Below are 25,169 nucleotides of genomic sequence, written 5' to 3'. Positions count from 1 at the left end.
ACCTGATAATATGCGTTTTTCTTTTTTATTCAACGTGGGTAGTTTGATTGGCAAAGGCGATAATAGCTTGCTTCAACTCATCTCCACTAAGAGTGCGGAACTCTTCAATTTTTTGATCGATGGCTTCTAGAGGCATGACATTAACCTTACCAACGAAAATCTTATCCATAACCTGGTTATCAACCAATTCGGTCGAAACCAAGAGTTCTTCGTAAAGTTTTTCGCCTGGGCGGATTCCAACTTCAACAATTGGAATTTCGCTTTCGGTGTGTCCACTTAGAAGGACCATTTTCTTGGCCAAGTCATAAATCTTGACTGGTTTGCCCATATCAAGGATAAAGACTTCTCCATCCTTGGCATAGGCACCAGCATGGATAACCAAACGGCTAGCTTCTGGAATAGTCATAAAGTAACGGGTCATGCGGAAGTCTGTCACCGTTACAGGACCACCTTCAGCAATCTGACGTTCAAAGACTGGAATCACACTACCACGGCTACCAAGTACATTCCCAAAACGAACTGCACAGTAGGTTGATTGGCTACGTTGGTTAAAGCCAGTGACAATCAACTCAGCCACGCGCTTGGTTGCTCCCATAACATTTGGTGGATTAACCGCCTTATCTGTCGAAATCATAACCATCTTAGGTACTTTAGCTTCATCAACAGCCTTAGCAACATTGTAGGTTCCACGGATATTGTTTTTGAAGGCTTCTTTTGGATTGCGCTCCATCATAGGAACGTGCTTGTGGGCTGCCGCATGATAAACAATAGCTGGCTTGTACTTTTCAAAGACTTGCAAGAGACGATCATAGTCTTGAATGTCCGCAATCACAGGAACATAATCAATCCCTTGGAACTTACGAATCAATTCATGATAAACAAGGTAAATTGAGTTTTCCCCATGACCGAGCAAGACGATGCGTTCAGGATTGAAGCGACTAACTTGGCGACAGATTTCAGAACCTATTGAGCCACCAGCACCTGTAACCAAGATGGTCTTACCTGTCAGTTCTGCGCCCAGACGCGATTCGTCAAGACGAATTTCCTGACGACCCAAAAGGTCCGTAATATCAATTTTTTGGAAGCCAGTACCTGCTTGGTGAAGTCCTTGAACAACCGTTTCAACCTTAGGCATCTTGTAACATTTGACACCCAGCTTATTACACATCTGCAAGATACGTTCATATTCTGACGGGTCAAGCGACGGAATCGCAACGATAACACGCTCGATTTGATGGCGTTTAGCTAATTCAGGCAGTTCCTCATATGAACCCAAAACAGGGATTCCACCAAGTTTTTGACCCTTTTTCTTAGAATCCTTGTCCAAAATACCGACAAGTTCTAATTCACTGGTTGGATGTTGGTAACTATCCATAAAGAGAGCTCCACCATCACCGGCACCAATCAAGAAGGTCCGACGGTGTTCTCCATCACCACTTCCCTTTTTGCGTTTTGAGTAGATTAACTGCCAAGTAATCCGTGGTAATAAAATCAAGAAAGTACTCAACAAGATAAAGAGCACGATAAAACGGATAGAGAAGAGAGGCAAGAAGGCATAGCAGATACTATATGACAAGATACTGCTAGCAGTCACACCAAAAAAGATTTTCATGAAATCCGTAATCTTGCTGTAACGACTAATACTAGCGTTCAACCCCCAAAATCCAATCATCAATTGATAGAACAGGAAGGCCAAACTCGTATAGATGATGTAGTCAACAGGTGCTGGATTAATCAATCCGTAGAATAAAATATAAGATACAATGATAGAGACCACCATACTCAAAATATCAAATATTCCCCAGAAAACCTGTTTTTGTTGTTTATTTAAAATTTCCACCAAATCAATCACATAATCTGTGAGTTTTTTATTCATCGAAATTTACTCCTCCTTAAAAGAGCCAAATAGTTATATTGTTATTATAACACTTTTTCTTAAATTTACGTTTACTACAATCTTTTAATTGCTTTTTCGTAACAGTTTCATAAAAATAAACTGTCGGACAAATCCTGGACAAAGGGCAACAACCATCTGAATCGCAACACTCTTGGCGTACTCCATGTAAGAAATTTGTCCTCGCTTCAGCATACGCTGACGAGCTTGACGATAGAGTTTGAAGTAACGCAGTCCCCCACGACGCTCAAACATCCCTGCTCCGACACGAACCTTACACAAGATTTGATCCAGATTTCCAGTCTTAGCTCCTGCAGCAATCATATTGAGCCAGAGGAGATCATCCTCCATATAAAGCCCATCTTCATAATTGCCTGCCTTGAGAACCATTTCCTTCTTGAACATGACAGTCATGTGGTTAAAAGCACTTCTCATCCTTTGATAAGCCACAATATCTGCATGTTGAGTCGGAACACGACGGTAAGAAACAATCTCATCAGGATTATCAATAAATTCTGCAATATGGCCACCTAATAGGTCAAGGTTGTCCTTCTCCATTAACTGAACCTGTTTCTCAAAACGGTCTGGAACAGCTATATCATCCGTATCCATACGGGCAATAATATCGTACTGACACTGTAAAACACCCTGTCGAAGAGCCAGACCCAAACCTTGATTCTGCTCAAGGGAATAGCGTTTCACTGGAATATCAGACTCAGCTTCAAGCTGGTCTAATACCTGATAGAGCTCAGGAGTCAAAGGCCCATCCTCAACCAGAACCAATTCGCTCGGTTTCAGGGTCTGATTTTGAACACTCTCAATAGCATCCTTTAAAAATGTCGGATTTTCCTTGATATAGACCGACATCAATACGCTGATTTTTTGCTTTTCAAGCACAGTTTTTCTCCAATATATAGATTTCCTTCCACTATTTTATCATAATTTTCAAGACTTTCCCATTTTTATCTTGAAAGCCAGAAACCTTACTTGACATTATAGGGAAAAAACCTTAAAATAAGCTGTTATTAAAATCAGCTAGAAGAGGTAATATATGAAAAAGCAATCACTCTTTTTTGTTCCAGGTATTATCCTGATTGGTGTTTCCTTGCGGACTCCTTTTACTGTTTTACCCATTATTTTGGGAGATATTTCGCAAGGTCTGGGGGTAGAAGTTAGTTCGCTTGGTGTCTTGACCAGCCTGCCTCTCCTCATGTTTACCCTCTTCTCACTCTTTTCTACCCGACTGGCTCAGAAAATTGGCTTGGAGCATCTCTTTACCTACAGCCTCTTCTTCTTAACCATTGGTTCTCTGATTCGACTAATCAATCTGCCCCTGCTCTATCTAGGAACCTTGATGGTTGGGGCAAGTATCGCAGTCATCAATGTTTTGCTTCCTAGTCTTATCCAAGCCAATCAACCAAAGAAGATTGGCTTTCTGACCACCTTATATGTAACGTCTATGGGGATTGCGACGGCTCTGGCCTCCTATCTAGCCGTGCCTATTACACAGGCCAGTTCTTGGAAAGGACTTATCATCCTCCTCACCCTGCTCTGTCTAGCAACTTTTTTGGTCTGGCTCCCAAATCACCGCTATAATCACAGATTGGCTCCACAAAGCAAACAAAAAAGCAAAGCAAAGATTATGCGTAATAAACAGGTCTGGGCAGTTATTGTCTTTGCAGGTTTTCAATCCTTGCTCTTTTACACTGCTATGACTTGGTTACCTACCATGGCCATCCATGCAGGCCTATCTAGTCACGAAGCTGGTTTGCTGACTTCTATCTTCTCGCTGATTAGCATTCCTTTTTCAATGACCATCCCAAGCCTGACAACCAGCTTATCAACTCGCAACCGTCAGCTCATGCTCACTCTGGTTTCACTGGCTGGCGTGGTCGGCATTTCCATGCTCTTTTTCCCGATCAATAATTTCATTTACTGGCTTGCCATCCATCTCCTCATCGGAACCGCAACCAGCGCCCTCTTCCCTTATCTCATGGTCAACTTTTCACTCAAGACAAGCGCCCCTGAAAAGACAGCCCAATTGTCCGGCTTATCTCAAACAGGAGGCTATATCCTAGCAGCCTTTGGGCCAACCCTCTTTGGTTACAGTTTTGACCTTTTCCACTCTTGGGTGCCAGCTGTAGCTGCCCTCTTACTCGTCGATATCATCATGACCGTGGCCCTCTTTACAGTAGACAGAGCTGATAAAATCCTTTAAACTTCTAGTTTTAGCTAGAAGTTTTTTATATATAAAAATTTTATACATTTCTCTTGACAGGGCTTTCATTTAGATGTACAATGTATGTGTAGAAAAATTATATATAAAAATCTTACACATTAGAAAAGGAGGTTCCCCATGTACTTTCCAACATCCTCTGCCTTGATTGAATTTCTCATCTTGGCCGTACTGGAGCAGGATGATTCTTATGGTTATGAGATTAGCCAAACCATTAAGCTGATCGCTAATATCAAAGAATCTACACTCTATCCCATTCTCAAAAAATTGGAGGGCAATAGCTTTCTGACAACCTATTCTAGAGAGTTCCAAGGTCGCATGCGCAAATACTACTCCTTGACAAATGGTGGTATAGAACAGCTCGTGACCCTAAAAGATGAATGGACACTCTATACAGACACCATCAATGGCATCATAGAAGGGAGTATCCGCCATGACAAGAACTGAATACCTGACTCAGCTAGAACTCTATCTCAAGAAACTACCTGAAGCTGACCGCATCGAAGCCATGGACTATTTCAGAGAACTCTTTGACGATGCTGGAGTCGAGGGAGAAGAAGAACTCATCGCTAGTTTGGGAACTCCTAAGGAAGCAGCTCACGAAGTCCTCTCTAATCTTCTCGACAAAAAAATCAATGAAGCGCCTGCTCAAAAAAATAACCGACAAATTTTGCATATCGCCTTGTTAGCTTTGCTTGCAGCCCCTATCGGCATTCCTCTGGGAATCGCCATCCTCGTGGCTCTGTTCGGAATCCTTGTGGCTGCTTTGACTGTCATTCTGGCTTTCTTTGCGGTTTCCATACTTGGTATCATAGGTGGATTCCTATTTTTAGTTGAAAGTTTTACTGTCTTAGCCCAAGCTAAATCAGCCTTTATCTTGATTTTCGGTTCTGGTTTACTGGCCATCGGTGCTTCGTCTCTGGTCTTACTAGGCATTTCCTATGTAGCTCGCTTCTTCGGTATACTCATTGTTCGCCTGGTGCAATTTGTTCTTAAAAAAGGAAAGAGAGGTGATCATCATGCATAAATGGACAAGAGGATTTCTCATTTTTGGTGTGGTGACTACTGTTATCGGCTTTATCCTGCTCTTTGTAGGCATCCAATCTGACGGGATCAAGAGCCTACTTGCCATGTCCAAGGAACCTGTCTATGATAGTCGGATGGAAGAGCTGACCTTTGGCAAGGAAGTCGAAAACCTAGAGATCACTCTCCACCAACACGCGCTCACCATCACAGACTCTTTGGATGATCAAATCCACATTTCTTACCATCCATCACTCTCTGCTCACCATGATCTTGTTACGAATCAAAACGACAAAACTCTAAGCCTAACAGATAAAAAACTGTCTGAAACTCCGTTTCTCTCTTCTGGAATTGGCGGGATTCTCCATATCGCAAGTAGCTACTCTAGTCGTTTTGGCGAAGTTATTCTCCGACTGCCAAAAGGGAGAACTCTAAAAGGGATCAACATCTCAGCCAATCGCAGACAAACCACCATCATAAATGCTAGCCTTGAAAATGCGACCCTCAATACAAACAGCTATCTCCTCCGAATTGAAGGAAGTCGTATCAAAAACAGTAAACTCACAACCCCTAATATCGTCAATATCTTTGATACAGACCTTACAGATAGTCAGCTAGAGTCAACAAAGAATCACTTCCACGCTGAGAATATCCAAGTTCACGGCAAGGTAGAATTAACTTCTAAAGACCATCTCTCAATCACTCTGACGCAAAAAGAAAGCCAACGAATTAACTGGGACATCTCAAGTAACTATGGTTCTATCTTCCAATTCACAAGAGAAGAGCCTAAATCAAGAGGTACGGAATTAAGCAACCCTTACAAAACTGAAAAAACCGAAGCCAAGGATCAACTCATTGCTAGAGCTGATAATGATATTGAGCTAATATCCATACCAAACAGACGTTGACAAAAGCGCTTACATTTGCTACTATGGAAGCATATTTATCTAACTAAAAAGGAGGTTCTACCATGAAACAAGAATGGTTTGAAAGTAATGATTTTGTAAAAACAACAAGCAAGAACAAGCCTGATGAACAGTCCCAAAATATTGCAGACAAGGCTGAAGAAAGGATAGCTGATCTCGATACGCCAATTGAAAAAAATACTCAAGTAGAGGAGGAAGTCTCTCAAGCTGAAGTTGAACTAAAAAGCCAGCAAGAAGAGAAAATTGAAACTCCTGAAGACAGTGAAGCGAGAACAGAAATAGAAGAAAAGAAAACATTAGATTCTACTGAAGAAGAGTCAGACCTTCCTAGTGAAACAGAAAAAGTCACTATAGCTGAAGAGAGTCAAGAAGCACTTCCTCAGCAAAAACCAACCACGAAAGAGCCCCTTCTTATCAGTCAATCCTTAGAAAGTCCCTATATCCCCGACCAAGCTCCAAAATCTACGGATAGATGGAAAGAGCAAGTACTTGATTTTTGGTCTTGGCTAGTAGAAGCAATCAAATCTCCTACAAGCATGCTTGAAACAAGTAGCACACACAGTTACACAGCCTTTCTCTTGCTCATTCTGTTTTCTGCATCTTCCTTTTTCTTTAGTATCTACCACATCAAACATGCTTACTATGGACATATAGCAACTATGAATAATCACTTCCCTGAACAATTTGCTTCATTAAATCTCTTTTCGATTATCTCTATCCTAGTAGCAACAACGCTCTTCTTCTTTTCATTCCTCTTGGGTAGTTTCGTCGTGAGACGATTTATCTACCAAGAAAAGGACTGGACGCTAGAAAAGGTTCTCCAACAATATAGTCAACTCTTGGCAATTCCAATCTTCCTCACTGCCATTGCTAGTTTCTTTGCCTTCTTTGATAGCCTGCGATTTACAGCCCTCTTGTGTGTGATTAGTGTTGGAATCATTCTGCTTGCTAGTCTCCATATCATTACAAGACCAAGTCAAGCAAGTGAAACCGACTCCTTCTATCAATTATTCTTGTCTGTCCTTGTGAACGGAGTCATTATCCTCCTCTTCTTTGTAGCTGAAGTGGCACTGATTGGAGATTATCTTCGTATCTTGGCCTTTCTTTAAACTTCATACTCTTCGAAAATCAAATTCAAACCACGTCAGCTTCGCCTTACCGTATGTATGGTTACTGACTTCGTCAGTTTCATCTACAACCTCAAAACAGTGTTTTGAGCAGCCTGCGGCTAGCTTCCTAGTTTGCTCTTTGATTTTCATTGAGTAGCAATCCTGTCTTTCATGGCAGGATTTTTTCTATGTCAAAAAAGCAAGTCGATTGACCTGCTTCTGCTTTACTTTTCTTGTGCTAATGCTTTAAAATCTTTGTCTAAGATGGGTTGAATTTCTAATTGATTGGCGTCTAGTTGGCGGTAAGATGCTGATGGTAATGACTCTAGGAATTTTGCATAGTCCAAGCGGGCAATGGCTTCATAGTCTTCTGGTTTAGAGCCGTCTCCTGTGATTTGAACCAAGTCAATCTCCCACTGCACTTCCTTATCCACCAATTGCTCAATATAGGCTGCAGGAACAAATGGTTCTCTCGGTAAAACGGTCTTGACGCCTTGAGCCAGATGGTAAACACCGTGCACTTGGCCTTCTCCATCCTGATAGAAGGAAACTCTTGCAAAGTAGGCATCTGTCTCTTGAACCGCACGTACACGCGCTTCAAACTGAGCCAAGCCATCTTCCCCTAAAAAGCTTTTCAAATCCTCATGACTAAAGAAAACAGGGTTAAAAATTCCTTGGCAAATCGTAAAGCGGGCTACAGTGTCTGCCAGATAGGCTTGAATACTTGCTTGGAAATAAGCTTCAAAATCAAAACCATCTAGCCCTTCAATCTCAGTTCCTGTATAAGCAAGCAAAGCATCTAAAAATGACTTGATAATCCGCCAGTCTGTCTTCGTGAGTAGATAAGGAAGATCGACACGATATGCCTTTTGATCATCAGCATAACTGACCTTAAAAAGAAATTGTGATTGCCCCACTATCGCACACTCGATATACTCGAGACGGTTAAGAGGCTGACGGAGATAGACGGCATCATAGCTATGTGACTCCAAGCCATCTACCAAGGCCAAGATAGACTTGGCAGTCAAAATTTCCTGTTCTCCTAAAATGCTCTGTTTATTTGGAATAAAAAATATTTTCGCCATAACTAAACTCCTTTGAAATCGTTTACATATAGTATACCTTATTTTCTTGAAAGATACAGAAACAAACTTTAGATTTTTGAGTAAAAAGCATAGAAAAACAGCCCCTGAGGACTGTTTGATCTTATACAGTAGCTGCTTGATCCAAGCTTTCACCGATAGCGGCTAGGCGCTCGACAACTTCAGCTTGTGTCAATTCATTTTCTGAAACATAGCGGTTACGTGGGTGAACACGGCACTCGTGTGAACATCCACGAAGGTATTTGTCTTCATTTTCTTCTGATGTCAAGATACGACGGTTACAGAATGGATTTCCACAGTTGACATAACGTTCACATGGTGTTCCATCAAACCAGTCTTTCCCTACGATAGTTGGGTTGACATGGTTAACATCTACGGCAATACGCTCGTCAAAGACGTACATTTTCCCATCCCAAAGTTCACCTTGGACTTCTGGGTCTTTACCGTAAGTTGCAATTCCTCCGTGCAATTGGCCTACATCTTTGTAGCCTTCACGGACCATCCAGCCTGAGAATTTCTCACAGCGAACGCCACCTGTACAGTAAACCACAACACGCTTGTCCATGAATTTTTCTTTGTTATCACGAACCCATTGTGGCAACTCACGGAAGTTGCGAATGTCCGGGCGGATAGCCCCACGGAAATGTCCTAGGTCGTACTCGTAATCGTTACGTGTGTCAAGGACAACTGTATCTTCGTCAAGAAGGGCTTCTTTGAACTCTTTTGGAGACAAGTAGGCACCTGTTGTTTCAAGTGGGTTGATGTCATTGTCAAAGTCATTGTCTTCCAAACCAAGGTGGACAATTTCTTTCTTGTAGCGAACAAACATCTTCTTGAAGGCTTGTTCATTTTCTTCGTCAATCTTGAACCACAGGTTTTCCATTCCTGGAAGGCTGTGAACGTAGTCCATGTATTTTTGAGTTGTTTCGTAGTCACCTGAAACTGTTCCATTAATTCCCTCGTCAGCGACTAGGATACGGCCTTTAAGGCCGATTGATTTACAGAAAGCCAAGTGGTCTGCAGCAAATTGCTCTGCATTTTCAATTGGAGTATAAAGGTAGTAAAGTAAGACACGAATATCTTTTGCCATAAGATTTGTTCTCTTTTCTATTCTTAAATTTTCAGAATTTTTCATCTAACTATACTAGTATACCTGCTTGAGAAAACGAATGCAATTTATTTGACTGGAAATTGTAGAAAGGGATTTATCCCTGCATTTCGTCAGTAGCCATAGCGAATAGCAGATAGTTCTCTCAATTTTTTGATCTGCCTAGCTTGATTTTCTGACAAAATCAACTTATTATCAATCAACACACGTGAGATGTCCACATTCATTTGACTCAAAATAAATGGAGTAGAGGTCCCATCGTCCTTTAATCGTTTTTTATAACTCACTAACAGATTTTTCAAGGGAACAAGTTGAGGCGTATCCTTTATGTCTTCTAGTAGATGATCTATGATAGTCATGGCTTCACAACGCCGTTCGCTTCCTCCTGCAAACCATTTTAATGGTGTCATTCTTATTTCCCTCCTTAAATTGAAAAGCTATCATTCCTAACTCTCGTACCAATATTTCACCCAAATACCCTGTGTAAAAAAGTCAGCAAAAATGGTAATGTCGCGAAAATATTATTAATCACATGCACCGCATAGGATGGATAAATGCTCTTGGTATAGCGGGTCAAACTAGCAAAGATGATGCCAGATGTTGCAAAGACGAAGATATCTAACAAACTAGGCAGGCTTGAAGAATGAGGAAGAGCAAATAAAATTGACGGAAGAAGCAAATCAAGGCAAAATCTCGAATGCTTAAAGAAGGCGTGTTGAAGTAATCCCCTATAAATCAACTCTTCCATAAGTGGAGTCAGAAAGAACAACGTTATATAGATACCTAGCTCAGCAAAGTTGGTCCCACTATAACCGATCAATACGGCCCAACCTTCAGCAGTTGACTGAACATGTTTAGCTGTCTGAACGTTAAAAGAGATCTGGAGCACTACCACTAATACTGTCAAAATCGAATACCAAAGCCATTTTTTCTCGGAATGCGAAAAAGATAGCCGTGCCCTGTCTTAACCAGAATCCAAATCATGACTCCACTAAATAGCAAACTCAAAAGATTTTGAATCCAGACGAAATTGCCAATCTGGGAAGAAAATTGCCAATAATTTTGGACGATAAGCGTTAGCTGAGAAAGGCCAAATACGAAAAATAAGTAAGACAAGACTGCACTTATTTTGAATAGAAGTTGATACTTTTTCATGTGAACCCTCCTTTGTAAACTTGGAACATCTCTAATATAAGCCATAATTTCCTAAATCCTTACTCTAAATCCTAAATGGTGCTTAAGATTTCCTGAATGGTTAAAATAAGGGAAATGAGAAACAGAAATATCTATGTCTTTATTTCAAAAAATCACTGCCTTCCCCAGACAAACCTGAGGAAAACAGTGATTTAATTTTTAGGAATTAGGAATGAATACACGAAATCAATTGATCTTATGATTTTTTGTTTTTCAAGAATTCATCGTATTGTTTTTGCATTTCGTTCAATACTTTATCGTAGGCACCTTCAGATTTCAATTTTTCCATCAATTCTGGAATAGCTTTATCTGGGTCTACAGTACCAGTGTTGATAGCTGTATCGAATTGTTGCATTGTGTTAGAGATCGCAGAGATTTCAGATTTCACATTGTCAGTGTTAAAGATGAATCCAAGAGCTGGAGATTCTTTAGCTTCTGCCAATTGTTTCTTAGAATCTTCGATTTGTTGGTCTGTAACGTTTTCGTTGATGTAAAGGATCCAGTTGTTACCAGTGTTCCATCCACCCATGTGAGTGTTTCCTTTGTAGCCATCAAGGACTTTAACACGGTTTTCTTTACCTGGAATTTTTTCCCAGTTCTTGCCTTCTGGACCATAAACAAGACCATTCAAGAGTTCTGGGTTAGTGTTCAAGAGGTTCAACACTTCCATTGATTTTTCTTTGTTCTTAGAGTTGTTTGAGATAACAAAGTTAGCAACTTGTGTTGTTTGGTTTTTCTTGATGAAGTTAGTGATTGGTTTGATTTGGATGTCTTTGTTTGCAACACGTGAAAGCAAGCTGTTACCGTAGTCAGCTGGTCCTACTGTTTCTTCACGAACGAACCAAGTATCTTGTTGAAGGTCAAATGAAGTATCGCTTGTTGCTACGTCTTTTGGAATGTATCCAGCTTCATAGAATTTGTGAAGAGTCTTCAAGTGTTCTTTAAAGCGAGGCACTTCGTAACGGTTTACGATCTTAGTAGTGTCCCCTTCAAGGTCGATAACGAATGGAAGTCCATTTGGAACTGGGTAGTCAAAGTTATCAGATGGGATAAAGTTCTTAGTAACCGCAAATGGCACTACATCTGGAGCTTTTTCTTTGATTTGTTTCAAGACTGGTTCAAGTGTTTCATATGAAGTGACACCTGAAATATCGATACCGTATTTAGCAAGAAGAGTTCCGTTGAAGGCGAAGTTTTGAGATGATGCAACGTTGGCTGCAACTGGAACTGCGTAAATTTTACCGTTAATGCTGTTACCTTTGATGTAAGCTGGGTCAAGTGCTTTATAAAGCTCTGCTCCTTCTTTCTTATACAAGTCAGTCAAGTCAGCATAGGCACCTTTTTGAGCATTTACAACATAGTTAGATGCAAAGGCGATATCGTAGTTTTCACCAGATGATGTGATAACTGACATTTTCTTATCATAGTCACCCCATCCAAGATATTGGATATCCAATTTAGCACCAACTTTTTCACCGATGATTTTGTTAGCATTTTCTAGCAATTCATCTAAGTTATCTGGTTTGTCACCGATTTGGTACATTTTGATAACAGTTTTTTCACCTGAAGCTGAGTCAGCAGCTTTTTTGCTGTTACCTGAAAGGTTTCCACAAGCAGCGAGACCAGCAGCCAAAGCGACTACGCTAGCAGATGCAAAAGCATATTTTTTCCAGTTTTTCATGACAAAAACTCCTTTTTTTATTTTTAAACTTATAAACAATGTAATGATCTTAACTTCACGCAAGGGAAGTTTGGAAATGAGAAATGATTTTTCTCAACAAGCACTATTCTTTCACGCCACCGATAGTCAAACCTTTTACAAAGTAGCGTTGGAAGAATGGATACAAAATCGCGATTGGGAGGGTTTCCACCACAACCATGGCCATACGTCCTGTTTCTTTCGGTAGAGCAACTCCCAGTTGACCAGATAGGCCGACTGCTTTGGCGATGTAGTCCATATTTTGCTGGATTTGCATGAGCAAATATTGCAATGGATACAAGTTGTCACTCTTGATATAAAGAAGGGCGTTGAACCAGTCATTCCAGAAACCAAGAGCTGTTAAGAGCGTAATGGTTGCGATACCTGGTAGTGACAATGGTAAACAGATTTGGAAGAAGATCCGGGCCTCACTAGCACCATCGATACGAGCGGATTCTAGAATGGCTTCTGGAATGGTCTTCTTGAAGAAGGAACGCATCAAGATGATGTTAAATGGTGAGAGAAGCATTGGAACAATCAAGGCCCAAACTGTATCACCAAGTTGAAGTAAACGAGTTACCACGATATAGCCCGGTACCAAACCAGCATTGAACAACATACTAAGAAGGGCAAAGATTGTAAAGAATCTGCGATACTTAAAGGTTGTCCGTGAGATAGCGTAGGCATAGGTTGTTGTGATAAAAACGTTTGTGATAGTCCCCACCACTGTTACAAAGACTGAGATGAAGAGGGCTTGGAGGATTTTATCCTTAAACTGTGCCAAAAATTCAAAACCGTCTAATCCAAATTGAGATGGGAAGAAGCTATATCCATTTTGGAGGATACTCTTTTCATCTGTCACCGAAATAACGATAACGAATACAAAGGGTAGGATACAAGAGAGGGCAACCAAACCAGAAATGGTACTAAAGAAGATATCTGCTTTCTTACTGAAGGAGTGAATGCCGACATTATCAATTTTTTCTTTTTTAATTTTCTTTTCTGCCATATTCTCCTCCTTTCTAGAACAAGGCTGAGTTTGGATCAACTCGTCTTGCAAGTAAGTTTGATAGGATAACCAGAATCAAGCCGACAACTGATTGGTAGAGACCTGCTGCTGAAGCCATCCCGATATCCGCTGTCTGAGTCAAACCGTTATAAACATATACGTCCAAGACGTTGGTTACATTATAAAGCTGACCAGCATTGTGAGGGATTTGGTAGAAGAGACCAAAGTCTGCACGGAAGATGTTTCCGACTGCAAGGATGGTCAATACAGTTACCAATGGTGTCAACTGCGGAATGGTTACATTGCGAATTCGTTGCCATTTGCTAGCCCCATCCACTGTCGCTGCTTCGTAGTAGGTTGGATCAATTCCCATGATTGTCGCATAGTACATGACACTGCTATATCCAAAGCCTTTCCAAATACCAAGGAAAAGTAGGAGATAAGGCCAAATACCCAAGTCAGCGTAGAAATTGATTTCCTTCATTCCGATAGATTCTAGGAAATGGTTGAACACACCTTTATCGATGTTTAGGAAAGCATCTGTAAAGAAACTGATGATAACCCAAGACAAGAAGTAAGGGAACAACATGGAAGTTTGGAAGATCTTAACCATTCTCTTAGAACGAAGTTCACTGAGGATGATGGCAATCCCTACTGATACAATCAAGCCAATAAAGATAAAGCCGAGATTGTAGAGGACAGTATTTCGTGTGATAATAAAGGCGTCTTTTGAACTAAACAAGAATCTGAAATTATCGAGTCCGACCCATTTACTATTCATGATACTATCTATGAAACCATTACTGGTCATGTGGTAATCTTTAAAGGCAACCACGTTCCCAAATACTGGAATGTAGAAGAATAGAATCAACCAGAGTGCCCCTGGCAAAACCATCAAGAGAAAAATCCAGTTATCTCTCAAGGTTTTTGAAAACTTATTCATAATTTCCTCCCTTTTTTATTTTGATACCCATCTAAAAATTCCTTTTTAGAATTTTGATAACGATTACATTATTAGTATACTCCTATTTGTAGGTTAGGTTAAACTACTAATTATAGAAAAAACTCCACAAATTATTTTATGTGGAGTACTTTTGAAGAAAGGGATGTTTCACGAGAAACACTCTGAGTAATAGCACGGTGTTCTTGTTCCTTATGTCGTGTAGATGGTTGAAGCTGTCGCAATGGTATGCCACTGGTTGGCTGTTGTGGCTGCGAAGTCCTTGTCTGCGTAGAAGTCAGTAAATGGCAGAATTTCCACTTCTAACTCATCGATGCGGTCCAGCTGACCAGCCAGATAAGCTTCGATACGGCTTTCTGCTCGCTTAATGCGTTGCAAGAGTCCGCCCATGCGGATATCGACCGTATCCAAGCCAAAGACCTTGTTTTCTTTCAGCCATTGGTGGCTAAATAGGGCATGGAAGTCTTCAATCTGGCTTCTGAGTTCTGGTAATTCTTGTCTTGCGATTTCTTGCAGACTTTCTTTATCGCCCACTTGGTAAGCCTGACGAATGCGTCGTCCCACATCGACTTTGCTACTTAAAATCTGGTTCAACTGGGTCTGAGTTTCAAAGAGGTAGGCATAGTTGCCAGCTTTTTCTTTAATGGCAGCAAGCGTCTCAGCAGCCTGAGCGAAGTGCGGTTTGTCCTGTTCAGGTGTCATGTGTCGGTCAAGAATCGGACAGAGAATATCCTGATAAAAGACATAGCGGTTGGGATTGATACCACTGAGATTGCCTGGTAGGTCTGGTAAGAGGTTAGCTAGGTCAATCTGCATGAAATCTTCAACTGATAGACCTGTGTTGGCCTTGAAGTGTGCAGACAAACGGTCTAGGTCATTACGATAGCTAAGTTCTGCCCAGATTTGCAAGCTTGGTAGGATAGAAAACTGGGCGGTCTCACCACCATTGTCCCCCCAGCCCGTCACGATAACTTCTTTGATCTGATTGGCACGACAGGCTTTATTCGCTTCAAGAGCTATGAGACGGCTGAAATGGTTGTTGGGTGTGAAACCAATCCACTTCCAAGCTCCTCCTGCAAAGGCAAGGTCATGGCTAATCTTATGATGGTTACGGAAATTGCGATTGTATTTTTCCTCGTTATCCTGATAATAGTCCCAGTAAACCATAGTCACTCTGTTTTTGAGACGGTCTAGGTAGACACGAGTTTCCTCTGGAATTTCCACATCACGGTCGTACTGGCCATCTGCTGACATAAGTTTAAAGAACATATCGCTCCACATCTGGCAGTGGAAACCATATTTGTCAGCAATATCCAGCACGCGCTCCAAGTGTTGGCACATGAGGAGACTACGATCCACAACACCGTTCAATATCAAGTAACGTCCCAAGCCAACCAAGTGGGCTTCGTCCATTCCGATATTGACCTTACGTGTTTGCAGCTTAGACAAAGTAGCAAACATGCCATCAATCAGGTTATAAACCTTTTCTTCGCCAATGAGGAGAATGTCCTCCACATCACGGAGCTCCTGCACTTCCTTGACACCCCATTTGACAAAGGCTGACAAGTGGGCCAAGGTCTGGATGCAGGGTACAAAGGTCATGTCAAACTGCTGGGCATAGGCTTCAATTTCCTGCAACTCCTCTGCTGAATAAGCTCCACGGAAATAGCCAAAGTAAGGCTGCCCCTCAATCTGGTAGGTGTCTTCCATGTAAAGCTCAAAGGTTGAGTAGCCCATGAGAGCCAAAACCTCAATCATCTGCTTGGCAGAAGCCACATTCAGCACTGCATTTCGCGAACAGTCTGCCATATAAGCCAAATCTTCATAAGCTGCTTGTTCTTCAATCTCTACCTTGTCACCTTCTGCTAGAGCTGTTGCCAACAAGGATAAGGCACGGTAGAGTTGGTGGGATTTGCGGTAGGTCAATTGATAGTAACCACCCTCACCCTTGATAGAGATAGAAACTTGGTCAGACTGATCGACTGCTACCTCTACATCTGGCAAAGAAATATGATTTTTTAATACTTCAATAGCTTTCGCTTGTTTGGGACTAATTCCTGTAAATCTTACCATTGATTTTCCTCCTGTAACCAGTTGACAAGGGCACCATAGAGATTGGCATCTGCATGATAGGTGCAGGCTTGGATAACTGGTGCGACTGTGTATTCTTCGTAGGTTTCGACAAAGTCATCGACAGCTTTTTTGACACCTTGGATAAATTCGGGATTTTGACTGATAGAGCCACCCAGACTGATGACATCTGGATCAATGAGATACTGGATATTGAGCAAGCCTTGCGCTAGATTGCGGTTCATGCGCTCAATGGCTTCTTGGCAAAGGGCATTACCAGCTGCAGCCTCTTGGTAGATCTTGCGACCGTCCCAGTCAGTCTGACCAGATTTTTCAATCACGTAGCGTACCATATTCCCAGTTGACGCTAGTTGCGACCAGTTGTTGAGCTTTTCAGCAGGGGCAAGGGTGGTCATGTAGCCAAATTCTCCACCCAGACCGTGGCGACCTCGATGAAGTCTACCATTGATAATCATGGCTCCGCCAATCCCTGTCCCAATCACGACACAGGCTGCATTTTCAAGTTCTGGATGAGCCAGTAATTCACTGAGTCCAACGCAGTTGGCATCATTTTCCAGATGGACAGGAATCTGATAAGAGCTAAGCGCCTCATACCAAGAAAATCCGTGGATATAAGGCACGGCACTGAAGCCATCAATCACACCTGTCTCTTGATTGACCGCACCTGGAACGCTCATAGCAATCCCGCTATAATCCTGCTCTGACAAACGTTGATTTAGCCAAGCTAGTAAGTCCTCCAAGTTTTCTGGTGTTGGGATACTTGTCTTATTCAGTATTTTCCCATCAGGAGTCAGACTGGCAAACTTAATCCCAGTCCCTCCGATATCAATTGTTGCAATGGTCATTGTTTTTACCATAAAAAGGGGCGAATCAGCAGTTAGTTCTTACCTTTTCGCCCCTCCTTTCTTTTTATGTTTACTTTTTGAAATTAAATTTCTTCTTTTTTGATGAATTCTGTACGAATCTCTTGTGGTGAAATGAGGCCTCTATGAACTGGGTATGGTCGTTCAAGTAGGTCAAGGAAGAGATGTTGACTTTCTGGTACACGTACATTTTCACTACACATATTATAGTAACGAAGAACATAGCCTTCTTCATTTTCAGCTACCTTAAAGGCTGTTGGACAGATTTGCGGTATGCTGAGAACAGAATGGCTCAAGAGGCTACCAGTCGCAGCCACGCTTCCTTCCTGTCTAGCAAGCTGAAGGCTGGTAAATGGTGTCTGCAAGGCTTTAGCGCGACGGAAAGCTGAGAAGCGTTCTTGGGCTTGGTGGCACTCAAGCGCAAACTCGACTTCAAACTCACGCAAGCATTGGGCTTCTGGTGTTGGGAAGTAACCCCAGTCACCCAACTCACCTGATGCACGCAGAATCGTCACTGCAATGGTGTCGTCTCCAAGGATTTCGTATTCATTCAATCCCTTGTTAGATACAGTCACCCCTTTTTCATCATCATACAGGCTGACAAAGGCTTGTTGGTGTTGAGGATTTTCAGGATTTTCCCAAGAAGCAGCTGGTTTGTTTGGTCGTGTCACCACCTCATAGATGCTTTCAGAATCGTTGCTTGGACGTGTATTATGAGTCTTGACCAAGAGACGGATACGGTGGTCTTTGGCAGTGTTGGTAAAGCGAGTCTTGCAACGGATTTGTGGATTATCAACGAAGATAGTCATCTCAGTTTCAAGAGGAATGCTTGTCAATTCTTCTGAACGTCCAGCTTCACGCTTCATAAACTCGATGATGCCTTTTTGCTCTTCTTCTAGCTTTTCATCTGCACTGACAGGCACGGTCAATTCATGTTTGAGCAAAATCTTAGCGTAGCGAGCTGTGTTTTCCAAGACCTCGTAGCTCTTAAGTTCTGCATAGATTGGCTCTGTTCCTTTTGGTTGGAAATAGATATACTCGTTTCCAATATCACCACGGTCTTCGAAGCGGATAAAATCTTCATAGGCTTCGTGAGTTGTCTTGTCATAGACTGTGATATTGTCATCCACACTCACCGTTACAAATGGTGTATCAATCACCCCGTTTTGGTAAATACCATCACGATGTTCTTGCTCTCCTTCCAGCAATTGGAAGGTTGTCCAAGAGAGAGGTGCTAGATGAACAGGGATAGTCACGCGCACTTGGCGGGCGATACGAGCTTGGCGGAACTTGTCTTTTGGTAAATCGTACTCAAAATTAGCTCCGAGGTCTTCGATTTTAGCCTCTACAGGACGCCCATCCAAGTCCTCCACACGGTAACTTGGCAAGGTCAAAGCAGCCATCTTCTTATAACCTTCTGTTGGGTGCAATTCCTTGAAATCACAAGTCGCTACATCAATCACTGTGCTGACAGTATCAACCTTATCATGCAAGCCTGTGTTAATGACAGTAAAGAGATAGTCACTTTGAGCCTTAGCTGTAGCTATTTTGCCCTTCCACTCGTTAAGAAGATTGCTCTTAACAAAGTTTCCAACTTGGTGGACCTTGGCAAAACGAGTTTCCATCTCTCGGTGAACCTCGTCCACGCTACAGCCACAGATGCTATCATGCGGCGCATTCTGCAAAAGAGTTTTCCAAGCATAGGTCAACTGGTCCTTGTGGTTGTGGCCACCAGTTATAATAGTCAGTGGTTCTACAATTTGCTCTAGGAGGTTGCTATTTTCTTGGAAGGCTTGTTTGAGGTAAATGCGGGATGAAGAAGTGTTGGCAAGTGTGTACCAGCCATCTGTTTCCTGACTGGTCAGCTCACCTGTAACCGTTGATAACTGCTCTGGTAGGGCACTTTCCACGGCTTGAACATATTCATCAAAAGAACTATGAACAAAGGTTACATCTGGGAAGAGTTCATTTGCCACACGAATGGCTTCGCTCAGATTTTTCTGGACAGGCTGGTGGTCACAACCGTTCATCATCAACCATTGGTTGGTAGAAGCGTAGTCACGCACGTCTGCCAGTTTTTGTTTCCAGAAGGTCAAAGCCTCGTCTTTATCCACTGGAATTTCATTCCCATTACTGTACCAGTTGGCAAAGAGAATCCCGAGGACACGACTTCCGTCCGCACCCTGCCAGTACATTTCTGAAAACTGGGAAGTAAACTGCTCATCTTCGAGGACTTGGTTGTCAAATCCAATCGGCTTCACACCACGACCGAAAGCGGCCACGTGAATGCCTGATTTTTGAAGGATTTGAGGCGCTTGTCCCATATTTCCAAAGGTATCTGGGAAGTAACCAATCTGAGTGGATTTGCCCCACTTTGCAGCTTCCTGCTGACCAATCAAGGTATTGCGGACATTGGCTTCACTTGAAATCAAGTAATCATCCTGCAAGATATAGAAGGGACCAATTTTCAATTTTCCTTCGTCGATGTACTGTTGAACTTTGTCGCGATTTTCAGGACGAATCTCCAAGTAGTCATCAAGGACAATAGTTTGCCCGTCTAAATGGAAACTCTTGAACTCAGGGTCATTTTCAAAAAGATCAAAGAGATTGTCAAACAATTCCACCAACTGCATACGGTGGCTTTCAAAAGGCAAGTACCACTCACGGTCCCAGTGACTATGTGAGATAATATGTACAACAACATTTTCCATGAAGTAAAACCTCATTCTAAATTTAAATTTTTATTGTTAACGTTTTTGGATGTAAGATTTGCTCAATCAAATTCAACAAATCACCAACAGTTTAACTCTAAATATTTTATTTATCAAGAATTTAACTATGATTTGAGAGGAAATTTGAAAGAAGTATATATTTAGCTACTTTGTCTTGGTAAATTGGCTAAAAACAAGTAAAATCCTAGATTAACGGATATCCAAGTAATCCAATACCAATTCACAGAACATCATGTTGGCCCAAGAGAACCATTCACGAGAGTAGAGAGTTGGATCGTCCACGTGGAAGCTTTCATGCATGACACCTGTCCCCCCATCACAAGCAACCAGCTGATCCAGCAAGAATTTCTTCTCTGCTTTATCTGTCGTTGTCAAGCCTTGAATAGAAAGAGCGATGGGCCAGATATAGCGATAGAAGGTATGAGAACTGCCGAGACCGCTAGCGTATTCTCCTTGGTAGAAGTATGGATTTTCAGGGCTCAAAATGGTACAACGAGTTGCTTGATAGACTTCGTCGTCAATATCGCAGTAGCCCAGATAAGGCGCAGCCAACAAACTTGGTACGTTTGGATCATCCATGATGCTGGCATTTCCTAGACCATCCACTTCAAAGGCATAAATCTTTTCGCCCTTGCTGTTGCTTGTGTAGGCGTAGTTTTCGATGCCTTCTTGGATTTCATCCTGAAGACGCTTAGCGTCTGTGATAACACTCTGGCTATCAGCTAGATTTAATGCTGCGAAGATCTCTTGCACATAACCCAAGACTACTACAGCAAACATATTTGACGGAATCAAGTAACTATACTGACAACAGTCATCACTCGGACGAAAGGCTGACCAAGTCATACCTGTCACTGCAAAGTCAGGGCCAAATCCATCATTTACCAAGGTGTCTTCCTTACGGTCCGTATCTCGAACAAAACGATAAGGAGAGTTGTTATGGTCTTGTTCAACCGTCCAAAGATGGAGAATCTCCTTAGTCGCTGCGACAAAAGTCTCATCAAACTGGCTAGTCTCACCAGTCTCTTTCCAGAGGAGATAAGCCAACTGCAAAGGATAGCAAAGCGAATCCACCTCATACTTGCGTTCCCAAATCCAGCCATTGAGGTCGGTATGGTCGGTCTCGTGGTGTCCCTTCCAGTTTTCCTCAATGTTGAAGGAATTGGCATAAGGATCCTTGAGTACCAAGGTCATCTGACGTTTGACCAAACCTGCAATGGTCTGACGCAGGAGGGCATCCCTTTTAGCCACATGCAGGTAAGGTCTGAGTTGGGCTGTCGAATCCCGAAGCCACATAGCAGGAATATCCCCAGTCAAGACAAAAGTTGAACCGTCTTCGAGAATTTCAACCGTATTGTCCAAAGTGTCAGTGTAGCAACGCTCGAAAACATCCACCCACTCTGGATGGTCCTTAGCTCGCTCCGCTACTTCATCTAGCCATTCTCTAACAATTTCTTTTGAATAAATCATCGTGCAGTATCCTCTTTCAAACAAGTTTCATTTTCAGTATATAGCTTTTGAGGCAGAAAATACATACACAAATGATAGTCATTTTTCTACAAAATAGTTATCTTTGAAACTCCTTTTCTAAAGGCCCCATTTTTCTGATATAATGTAGAAAAACAGCTAAAGGAAAGACTATGAAACCACTACTTGAAAGCATCGATACCCGATTTGGAACTGCCAGCAAGCATGCCTTTTCTCGGGGAAATACCCTGCCATACACAGGCGTTCCTTTTGGGATGAATTACTTTGTACCCCAGACCAGTGACCAGGATGGATCTTGGTTTTTCGATCCACATCTGCCTATCTTTCAGGGGATTCGTTTAACCCACCAGCCCAGCCCTTGGATTGGAGACTACTCTTGGCTCCTTCTGACACCTGTCACAGGCCAGCTAGGCGGAGACAGCCTCTTCCATCGTCAGTCTTCTTATGACATAGATAAGGCCTCTTTCCAACCTCATTATTTGAAGATTTTCTCCCTGCGCTATCAGATTGAAAGCCAGCTTACACCGACTTGCTACGGTGCTTCTATTCGTTTGGAGCAAAAGCAAGGCAAATCCCTCTCCCTCTATCTTCACGCAGCAGATGAACTGACCGTAGAGCAAGTAGATAAGCGAACTCTTGCCCTGCAACAAGAAGGCAAAACTGAAACCAACAAAAATCCACTCACTATGTTCACTGCCCTACAAATGAATACGGATATTCTTGCTATCAGCCAAGAAGGCGAAGACTGGCGAATCGACCTGGCAGATAGCCATGCTGAGATTCAACTAGGGACTTCTTTCATCTCTCCTTCTCAAGCTCTAATCAATCTACCTCAAAAAGATTTTGATAACTGTAAAGCAAATGCGCAAGCGGACTGGGAAAATCTCCTCCATCGTTTTGACATTATAGAGACAGGAGAGGTTGACCGAACCTTATTTGACCACTGTCTCTACAGACTCTTCCTCTTTCCTCAGACTTTTTATGAGGTTAATGAATCAGGACAAGTCATCCACATTGATTTGTCCACTGACACTGTCAAACCTGGTGTCCTCTTCAGCAACAATGGTTTCTGGGATACCTTCCGCACCACCTTCCCCCTCTTTGCCCTTATCATACCAGAACACTACCACCGTTTTTTAGAAGGTTTTCTCAATAGCTACCGCGATACTGGTTTCCTTCCAAAATGGCTGGCCCCAGATGAACGGGGTATGATGCCAGGTACACTTTTAGACGGTATTATCGCAGATAGCGCCTGCAAGGACATGGCCCCCGACCTAGAAGAAGAACTCCTCCAAGCCATGCTTGAAACAGCTACCAAATCTGATCCTCTTGGCATCAATGGTCGTCACGGACTAGCTCAATACCAAGAACTAGGTTATCTCTCTACCGACCACCACGAAAGTGTTAGCCATACCCTAGACTATGCCTATAGCGATTTTTGTATCGCTCGCTGTGCTGAAAAACTAGGGCAAATAGAGATTGCTGAAACCTACAAGGCCGTATCACAAAATTACCGCCATCTATTTGACGCTGAGACAGGTTACATGCGAGCGCGTGACAACCAAGGCAACTTCCGCCCTGACTTCTCTCCTTATAGTTGGGGACGTGATTATGCCGAATGCTCTGCCATCCAAGCAACTTTAGGCGTCCTCCACGACATCCCAGGCTTAATCCAACTTATGGGTGGCAAAGAAGCCTTTAGCAACTATCTTTTGAAAACCTGTCAAGATGCTCCTCTCTTTGAGACAACAGGCTATGGTTACGAGATTCATGAAATGAGCGAAATGGCTACAGCTCCGTTTGGACAAGTCGCTATTTCCAACCAGCCGAGCTTCCACATTCCTTATCTCTTCCTCTACAGCGACTATCCTGACTACACTGCCCTTCTCATCAAGACTCTCCGTCAGAAAGCCTTTCACGCAAACTGGCAAGCCTATCCTGGTGATGAGGATAACGGTAGTCTCTCGGCTTGGTATATCTGGTCAGCTCTCGGATTTTATCCGACCTGTCCAGGAAAACCAAGCTATGACCTCGGAATTCCTCTCTTTGACCATCTCCGAGTCTATCTGGCTAAAGAAGATAAATGGCTGGATATCCATTCTAAACAAAACCACAGCCATTTCAACTTTGTAAAAGAATGCCGACTAGACAAAAAACTCGTATCAACTATTCAACACCAAGACCTCCTAAAAGCTGAACAGCTAACCTTTACCCTCAGCTGGTTGCCAAGTCATCCGTCCACTTTCTGAAATGCAAAAATCTCCTAGCAGACTTTACTGCTAGGAGATTTTCTTATGAGAGGTACTTGTTTAAGCTTTGAAAATCGGACTTATCATCTGATAATTATCCAACAATCTACCAATTAAGCTTCTTCGTCTTCTTTACGACGACGGCCTGCAAGACCAAGACCAAGTACTGCACTTGCGGCAGCTGCTACCATAGCTACAGTAGAATCTGCTGTACCTGTATTTGGCAATTCTTTAGCCGCTTTACGCGCATTTGCTTGTGCTGATGCTGTTTGACCAGCATTAGCTGCTGCTTGAGCAGTAGCTGGAGCTACAGCTGATGTTTGGGCAGCTTGGTCATTAGCTGGAGCTGCATGATCAGTTGATGAAGCAACTTTCGCCATGAAGTCTTCGATACGTTTAACCATTGCATCCACTTCTGCTTGACTTGCGTCTGCATTAGCAAATACTTTCTTAGCATCTGCTGATAATGCATTCGCTTCTTTTGCAGTTTCTGCATCAAGCTTAGCTGATTCTTTAATGATCAATTCATCTAATTGATGGATAGCACCTTCTAACTTAGCTTTATCCACTTTTGCGTCAGTGTTAGTAGCTCCGTTACCGTTACCACTGTTATTGTCTCCACCATTTGATGGTACATATGGACGTTGTTTAAAGATATCTTTAGCTACGATTGTGTAAACTTTACCATCTTTAGTAATTACAGTTGCGTTTCCTGCTTTGTCGAAGATAACTTCTACTACATCAGCATTTGCTCCTTTAATCTTAGCTTTTGCAGCTTCTTTTTCTGCATCTGTTAAGTTATTGAAGTCTGCTACTGTTTCTTTTTCGAAGTCAACGTTGATGTTTTCACCATTGTTCTTAGCTGCAACATCTTTAGCATCTTTAACTAATTGAGCTGCTGGAATTGTTGCTGTCTTACCTTCTGGAGTTGTTACTGTCGCATTTCCGTTTTCGTCTACTACTACAGTTGATCCTGGGTTGACTGCTTTAATTGATTCTTTAACTTTTTCAATTTCATCAGCTGTTAATTTAGCTTTATCTCCAACTAACACTCTAGTTGCTGGTGTGTTTACACCATTTTGTTGAGTTGGATCAGTTAATTTATCTTCTGGAATTACTAAGTCAAGTTCTGGGATTACTAATACTGTTCCATCACCTTTAGTAACGATTACATCACCTTTATCATTTACTACTACAGTTGATCCTGGGTTTACATCCTCTACTGCTTTCTTAACTTTTGCTTTTTCTTCATCTGTTAAGTTAGCTGGATCCTTAACTACTGTCTTAGTTGCTGGTGTGTTTGCACCATTTCCTGCATTTTCTTTACCTGCGTCTGATGCTGACTTAGTTAAGTCTGTTGCTGGAATTGTTGCTGTTTTACCTTCTGGTGTTGTGACTGTTGCGTTTCCTTTATCATCTACTACGACTTTAGATCCTGGGTTGACTGCTTTAACTTTGTCTTCGATCGCTTTTTTCTCAGCATC

The 25,169-nt window shown here is 42.2% G+C and carries 19 protein-coding genes and 1 pseudogene; 6 read left to right on the top strand and 14 right to left on the bottom strand.

Features of this window, described 5'->3' with window-relative positions; genetic code table 11:
- Window positions 1-25: 25 nt before the first annotated feature.
- Both NMM17_RS00100 and NMM17_RS00095 read right to left on the bottom strand, forming a co-directional pair.
- Window positions 26-1,876, bottom strand: coding sequence for a nucleoside-diphosphate sugar epimerase/dehydratase (locus tag NMM17_RS00100; RefSeq protein ID WP_001035715.1), 1,851 nt, complete (start codon window positions 1,874-1,876; stop codon window positions 26-28).
- An 84-nt stretch (window positions 1,877-1,960) separates the two neighbouring features.
- Window positions 1,961-2,791 (bottom strand): glycosyltransferase, encoded by an 831-nt coding sequence (locus tag NMM17_RS00095; protein ID WP_254753616.1) that lies wholly within the window; start codon window positions 2,789-2,791, stop codon window positions 1,961-1,963.
- Between the two features lie 154 nt (window positions 2,792-2,945).
- Between NMM17_RS00095 and NMM17_RS00090 the strand changes: the two genes are divergently transcribed.
- The 5 genes from NMM17_RS00090 (at window position 2,946) to NMM17_RS00070 (ending at window position 7,188) form a co-directional block, all read left to right on the top strand.
- Window positions 2,946-4,112 carry an MFS transporter gene (locus NMM17_RS00090; RefSeq protein ID WP_254753615.1) on the top strand — a complete coding sequence of 389 codons (1,167 nt, stop codon included), beginning with the start codon at window positions 2,946-2,948 and terminating at the stop codon, window positions 4,110-4,112.
- Between the two features lie 138 nt (window positions 4,113-4,250).
- Window positions 4,251-4,577 (top strand): PadR family transcriptional regulator, encoded by a 327-nt coding sequence (locus tag NMM17_RS00085; protein ID WP_000273859.1) that lies wholly within the window; start codon window positions 4,251-4,253, stop codon window positions 4,575-4,577.
- A complete protein-coding gene (locus tag NMM17_RS00080; RefSeq protein WP_000198683.1) occupies window positions 4,564-5,157 on the top strand; it encodes a DUF1700 domain-containing protein in 594 nt (197 codons plus the stop codon). Before NMM17_RS00085 ends, NMM17_RS00080 begins: the two co-directional genes overlap by 14 nt.
- Window positions 5,150-6,061 carry a DUF4097 domain-containing protein gene (locus NMM17_RS00075; RefSeq protein ID WP_000549765.1) on the top strand — a complete coding sequence of 304 codons (912 nt, stop codon included), beginning with the start codon at window positions 5,150-5,152 and terminating at the stop codon, window positions 6,059-6,061. The genes NMM17_RS00080 and NMM17_RS00075 overlap by 8 nt, the downstream gene beginning before the upstream one ends.
- A 62-nt stretch (window positions 6,062-6,123) precedes the next feature.
- Entirely contained in the window at window positions 6,124-7,188 is a 1,065-nt protein-coding gene (locus tag NMM17_RS00070; protein WP_000808427.1) for a DUF6574 domain-containing protein, read from the top strand.
- A 224-nt stretch (window positions 7,189-7,412) separates the two neighbouring features.
- On the opposite strand, the gene NMM17_RS00065 is transcribed toward NMM17_RS00070, so the two are convergent.
- The 11 genes and pseudogenes from NMM17_RS00065 to NMM17_RS00015 form a co-directional block, all read right to left on the bottom strand.
- Window positions 7,413-8,273: a DUF4299 family protein gene (locus NMM17_RS00065; RefSeq protein ID WP_001062550.1), complete on the bottom strand. Its 861-nt coding sequence runs from the start codon at window positions 8,271-8,273 to the stop codon at window positions 7,413-7,415.
- A gap of 121 nt (window positions 8,274-8,394) precedes the next feature.
- Window positions 8,395-9,381: a rhodanese-related sulfurtransferase gene (locus tag NMM17_RS00060; RefSeq protein WP_001030035.1), complete on the bottom strand. Its 987-nt coding sequence runs from the start codon at window positions 9,379-9,381 to the stop codon at window positions 8,395-8,397.
- Between the two features lie 131 nt (window positions 9,382-9,512).
- Window positions 9,513-9,809: a bacteriocin immunity protein gene (locus NMM17_RS00055; protein ID WP_000188105.1), complete on the bottom strand. Its 297-nt coding sequence runs from the start codon at window positions 9,807-9,809 to the stop codon at window positions 9,513-9,515.
- Window positions 9,810-9,865: 56 nt separating this feature from the next.
- Window positions 9,866-10,554 (bottom strand): annotated as a pseudogene (locus NMM17_RS00050) (lysostaphin resistance A-like protein).
- A 235-nt stretch (window positions 10,555-10,789) separates the two neighbouring features.
- A complete protein-coding gene (locus NMM17_RS00045) occupies window positions 10,790-12,274 on the bottom strand; it encodes an ABC transporter substrate-binding protein (RefSeq protein ID WP_000800391.1) in 1,485 nt (494 codons plus the stop codon).
- 103 nt (window positions 12,275-12,377) lie between these two features.
- A complete protein-coding gene (locus tag NMM17_RS00040; RefSeq protein ID WP_254753614.1) occupies window positions 12,378-13,301 on the bottom strand; it encodes a carbohydrate ABC transporter permease in 924 nt (307 codons plus the stop codon).
- 13 nt (window positions 13,302-13,314) lie between these two features.
- Window positions 13,315-14,244, bottom strand: a complete 930-nt coding sequence (locus NMM17_RS00035; protein ID WP_001032150.1) for a sugar ABC transporter permease — start codon at window positions 14,242-14,244, stop codon at window positions 13,315-13,317.
- Between the two features lie 210 nt (window positions 14,245-14,454).
- Window positions 14,455-16,335 (bottom strand): beta-N-acetylhexosaminidase, encoded by a 1,881-nt coding sequence (locus tag NMM17_RS00030; protein WP_254753613.1) that lies wholly within the window; start codon window positions 16,333-16,335, stop codon window positions 14,455-14,457.
- A complete protein-coding gene (locus tag NMM17_RS00025) occupies window positions 16,329-17,198 on the bottom strand; it encodes an ROK family protein (protein ID WP_254753671.1) in 870 nt (289 codons plus the stop codon). Before NMM17_RS00025 ends, NMM17_RS00030 begins: the two co-directional genes overlap by 7 nt.
- Window positions 17,199-17,281: 83 nt before the next feature.
- Window positions 17,282-19,927 carry an alpha-mannosidase gene (locus NMM17_RS00020; protein ID WP_254753612.1) on the bottom strand — a complete coding sequence of 882 codons (2,646 nt, stop codon included), beginning with the start codon at window positions 19,925-19,927 and terminating at the stop codon, window positions 17,282-17,284.
- 210 nt (window positions 19,928-20,137) lie between these two features.
- On the bottom strand, window positions 20,138-21,418 hold the full coding sequence (locus NMM17_RS00015) for a glycoside hydrolase family 125 protein (RefSeq protein WP_254753611.1): 1,281 nt from the start codon (window positions 21,416-21,418) through the stop codon (window positions 20,138-20,140).
- A 170-nt stretch (window positions 21,419-21,588) separates the two neighbouring features.
- On the opposite strand from NMM17_RS00015, the gene NMM17_RS00010 reads away from it, so the two are divergent.
- Window positions 21,589-23,685, top strand: a complete 2,097-nt coding sequence (locus NMM17_RS00010; protein WP_254753610.1) for a GH92 family glycosyl hydrolase — start codon at window positions 21,589-21,591, stop codon at window positions 23,683-23,685.
- Window positions 23,686-23,798: 113 nt separating this feature from the next.
- On the opposite strand, the gene NMM17_RS00005 is transcribed toward NMM17_RS00010, so the two are convergent.
- Window positions 23,799-25,169 (bottom strand): LPXTG cell wall anchor domain-containing protein (locus NMM17_RS00005; RefSeq protein ID WP_254753609.1); only part of this gene is annotated, 1,371 nt, incomplete at its 5' end.

Source organism: Streptococcus sp. CF7_Ac1-12 (genome assembly GCF_024295905.1).
GTDB lineage: Bacteria > Bacillota > Bacilli > Lactobacillales > Streptococcaceae > Streptococcus > Streptococcus mitis_AP.
The sequence above is the reverse complement of the archived record's forward strand: the minus strand, read 5'-3'. Positions and strand labels throughout refer to the sequence as shown.

Bases quoted from the DNA above. Each gene is read 5' to 3' on its own strand.
- NMM17_RS00100 (WP_001035715.1), bottom strand. From the start codon at position 1,876: ATGAATAAAAAACTCACAGATTATGTGATTGATTTGGTGGAAATTTTA.
- NMM17_RS00090 (WP_254753615.1), top strand. From the start codon at position 2,946: ATGAAAAAGCAATCACTCTTTTTTGTTCCAGGTATTATCCTGATTGGT.
- NMM17_RS00085 (WP_000273859.1), top strand. From the start codon at position 4,251: ATGTACTTTCCAACATCCTCTGCCTTGATTGAATTTCTCATCTTGGCC.
- NMM17_RS00080 (WP_000198683.1), top strand. From the start codon at position 4,564: ATGACAAGAACTGAATACCTGACTCAGCTAGAACTCTATCTCAAGAAA.
- NMM17_RS00075 (WP_000549765.1), top strand. From the start codon at position 5,150: ATGCATAAATGGACAAGAGGATTTCTCATTTTTGGTGTGGTGACTACT.
- NMM17_RS00070 (WP_000808427.1), top strand. From the start codon at position 6,124: ATGAAACAAGAATGGTTTGAAAGTAATGATTTTGTAAAAACAACAAGC.
- NMM17_RS00065 (WP_001062550.1), bottom strand. From the start codon at position 8,273: ATGGCGAAAATATTTTTTATTCCAAATAAACAGAGCATTTTAGGAGAA.
- NMM17_RS00060 (WP_001030035.1), bottom strand. From the start codon at position 9,381: ATGGCAAAAGATATTCGTGTCTTACTTTACTACCTTTATACTCCAATT.
- NMM17_RS00055 (WP_000188105.1), bottom strand. From the start codon at position 9,809: ATGACACCATTAAAATGGTTTGCAGGAGGAAGCGAACGGCGTTGTGAA.
- NMM17_RS00045 (WP_000800391.1), bottom strand. From the start codon at position 12,274: ATGAAAAACTGGAAAAAATATGCTTTTGCATCTGCTAGCGTAGTCGCT.
- NMM17_RS00040 (WP_254753614.1), bottom strand. From the start codon at position 13,301: ATGGCAGAAAAGAAAATTAAAAAAGAAAAAATTGATAATGTCGGCATT.
- NMM17_RS00035 (WP_001032150.1), bottom strand. From the start codon at position 14,244: ATGAATAAGTTTTCAAAAACCTTGAGAGATAACTGGATTTTTCTCTTG.
- NMM17_RS00030 (WP_254753613.1), bottom strand. From the start codon at position 16,335: ATGGTAAGATTTACAGGAATTAGTCCCAAACAAGCGAAAGCTATTGAA.
- NMM17_RS00025 (WP_254753671.1), bottom strand. From the start codon at position 17,198: ATGACCATTGCAACAATTGATATCGGAGGGACTGGGATTAAGTTTGCC.
- NMM17_RS00020 (WP_254753612.1), bottom strand. From the start codon at position 19,927: ATGGAAAATGTTGTTGTACATATTATCTCACATAGTCACTGGGACCGT.
- NMM17_RS00015 (WP_254753611.1), bottom strand. From the start codon at position 21,418: ATGATTTATTCAAAAGAAATTGTTAGAGAATGGCTAGATGAAGTAGCG.
- NMM17_RS00010 (WP_254753610.1), top strand. From the start codon at position 21,589: ATGAAACCACTACTTGAAAGCATCGATACCCGATTTGGAACTGCCAGC.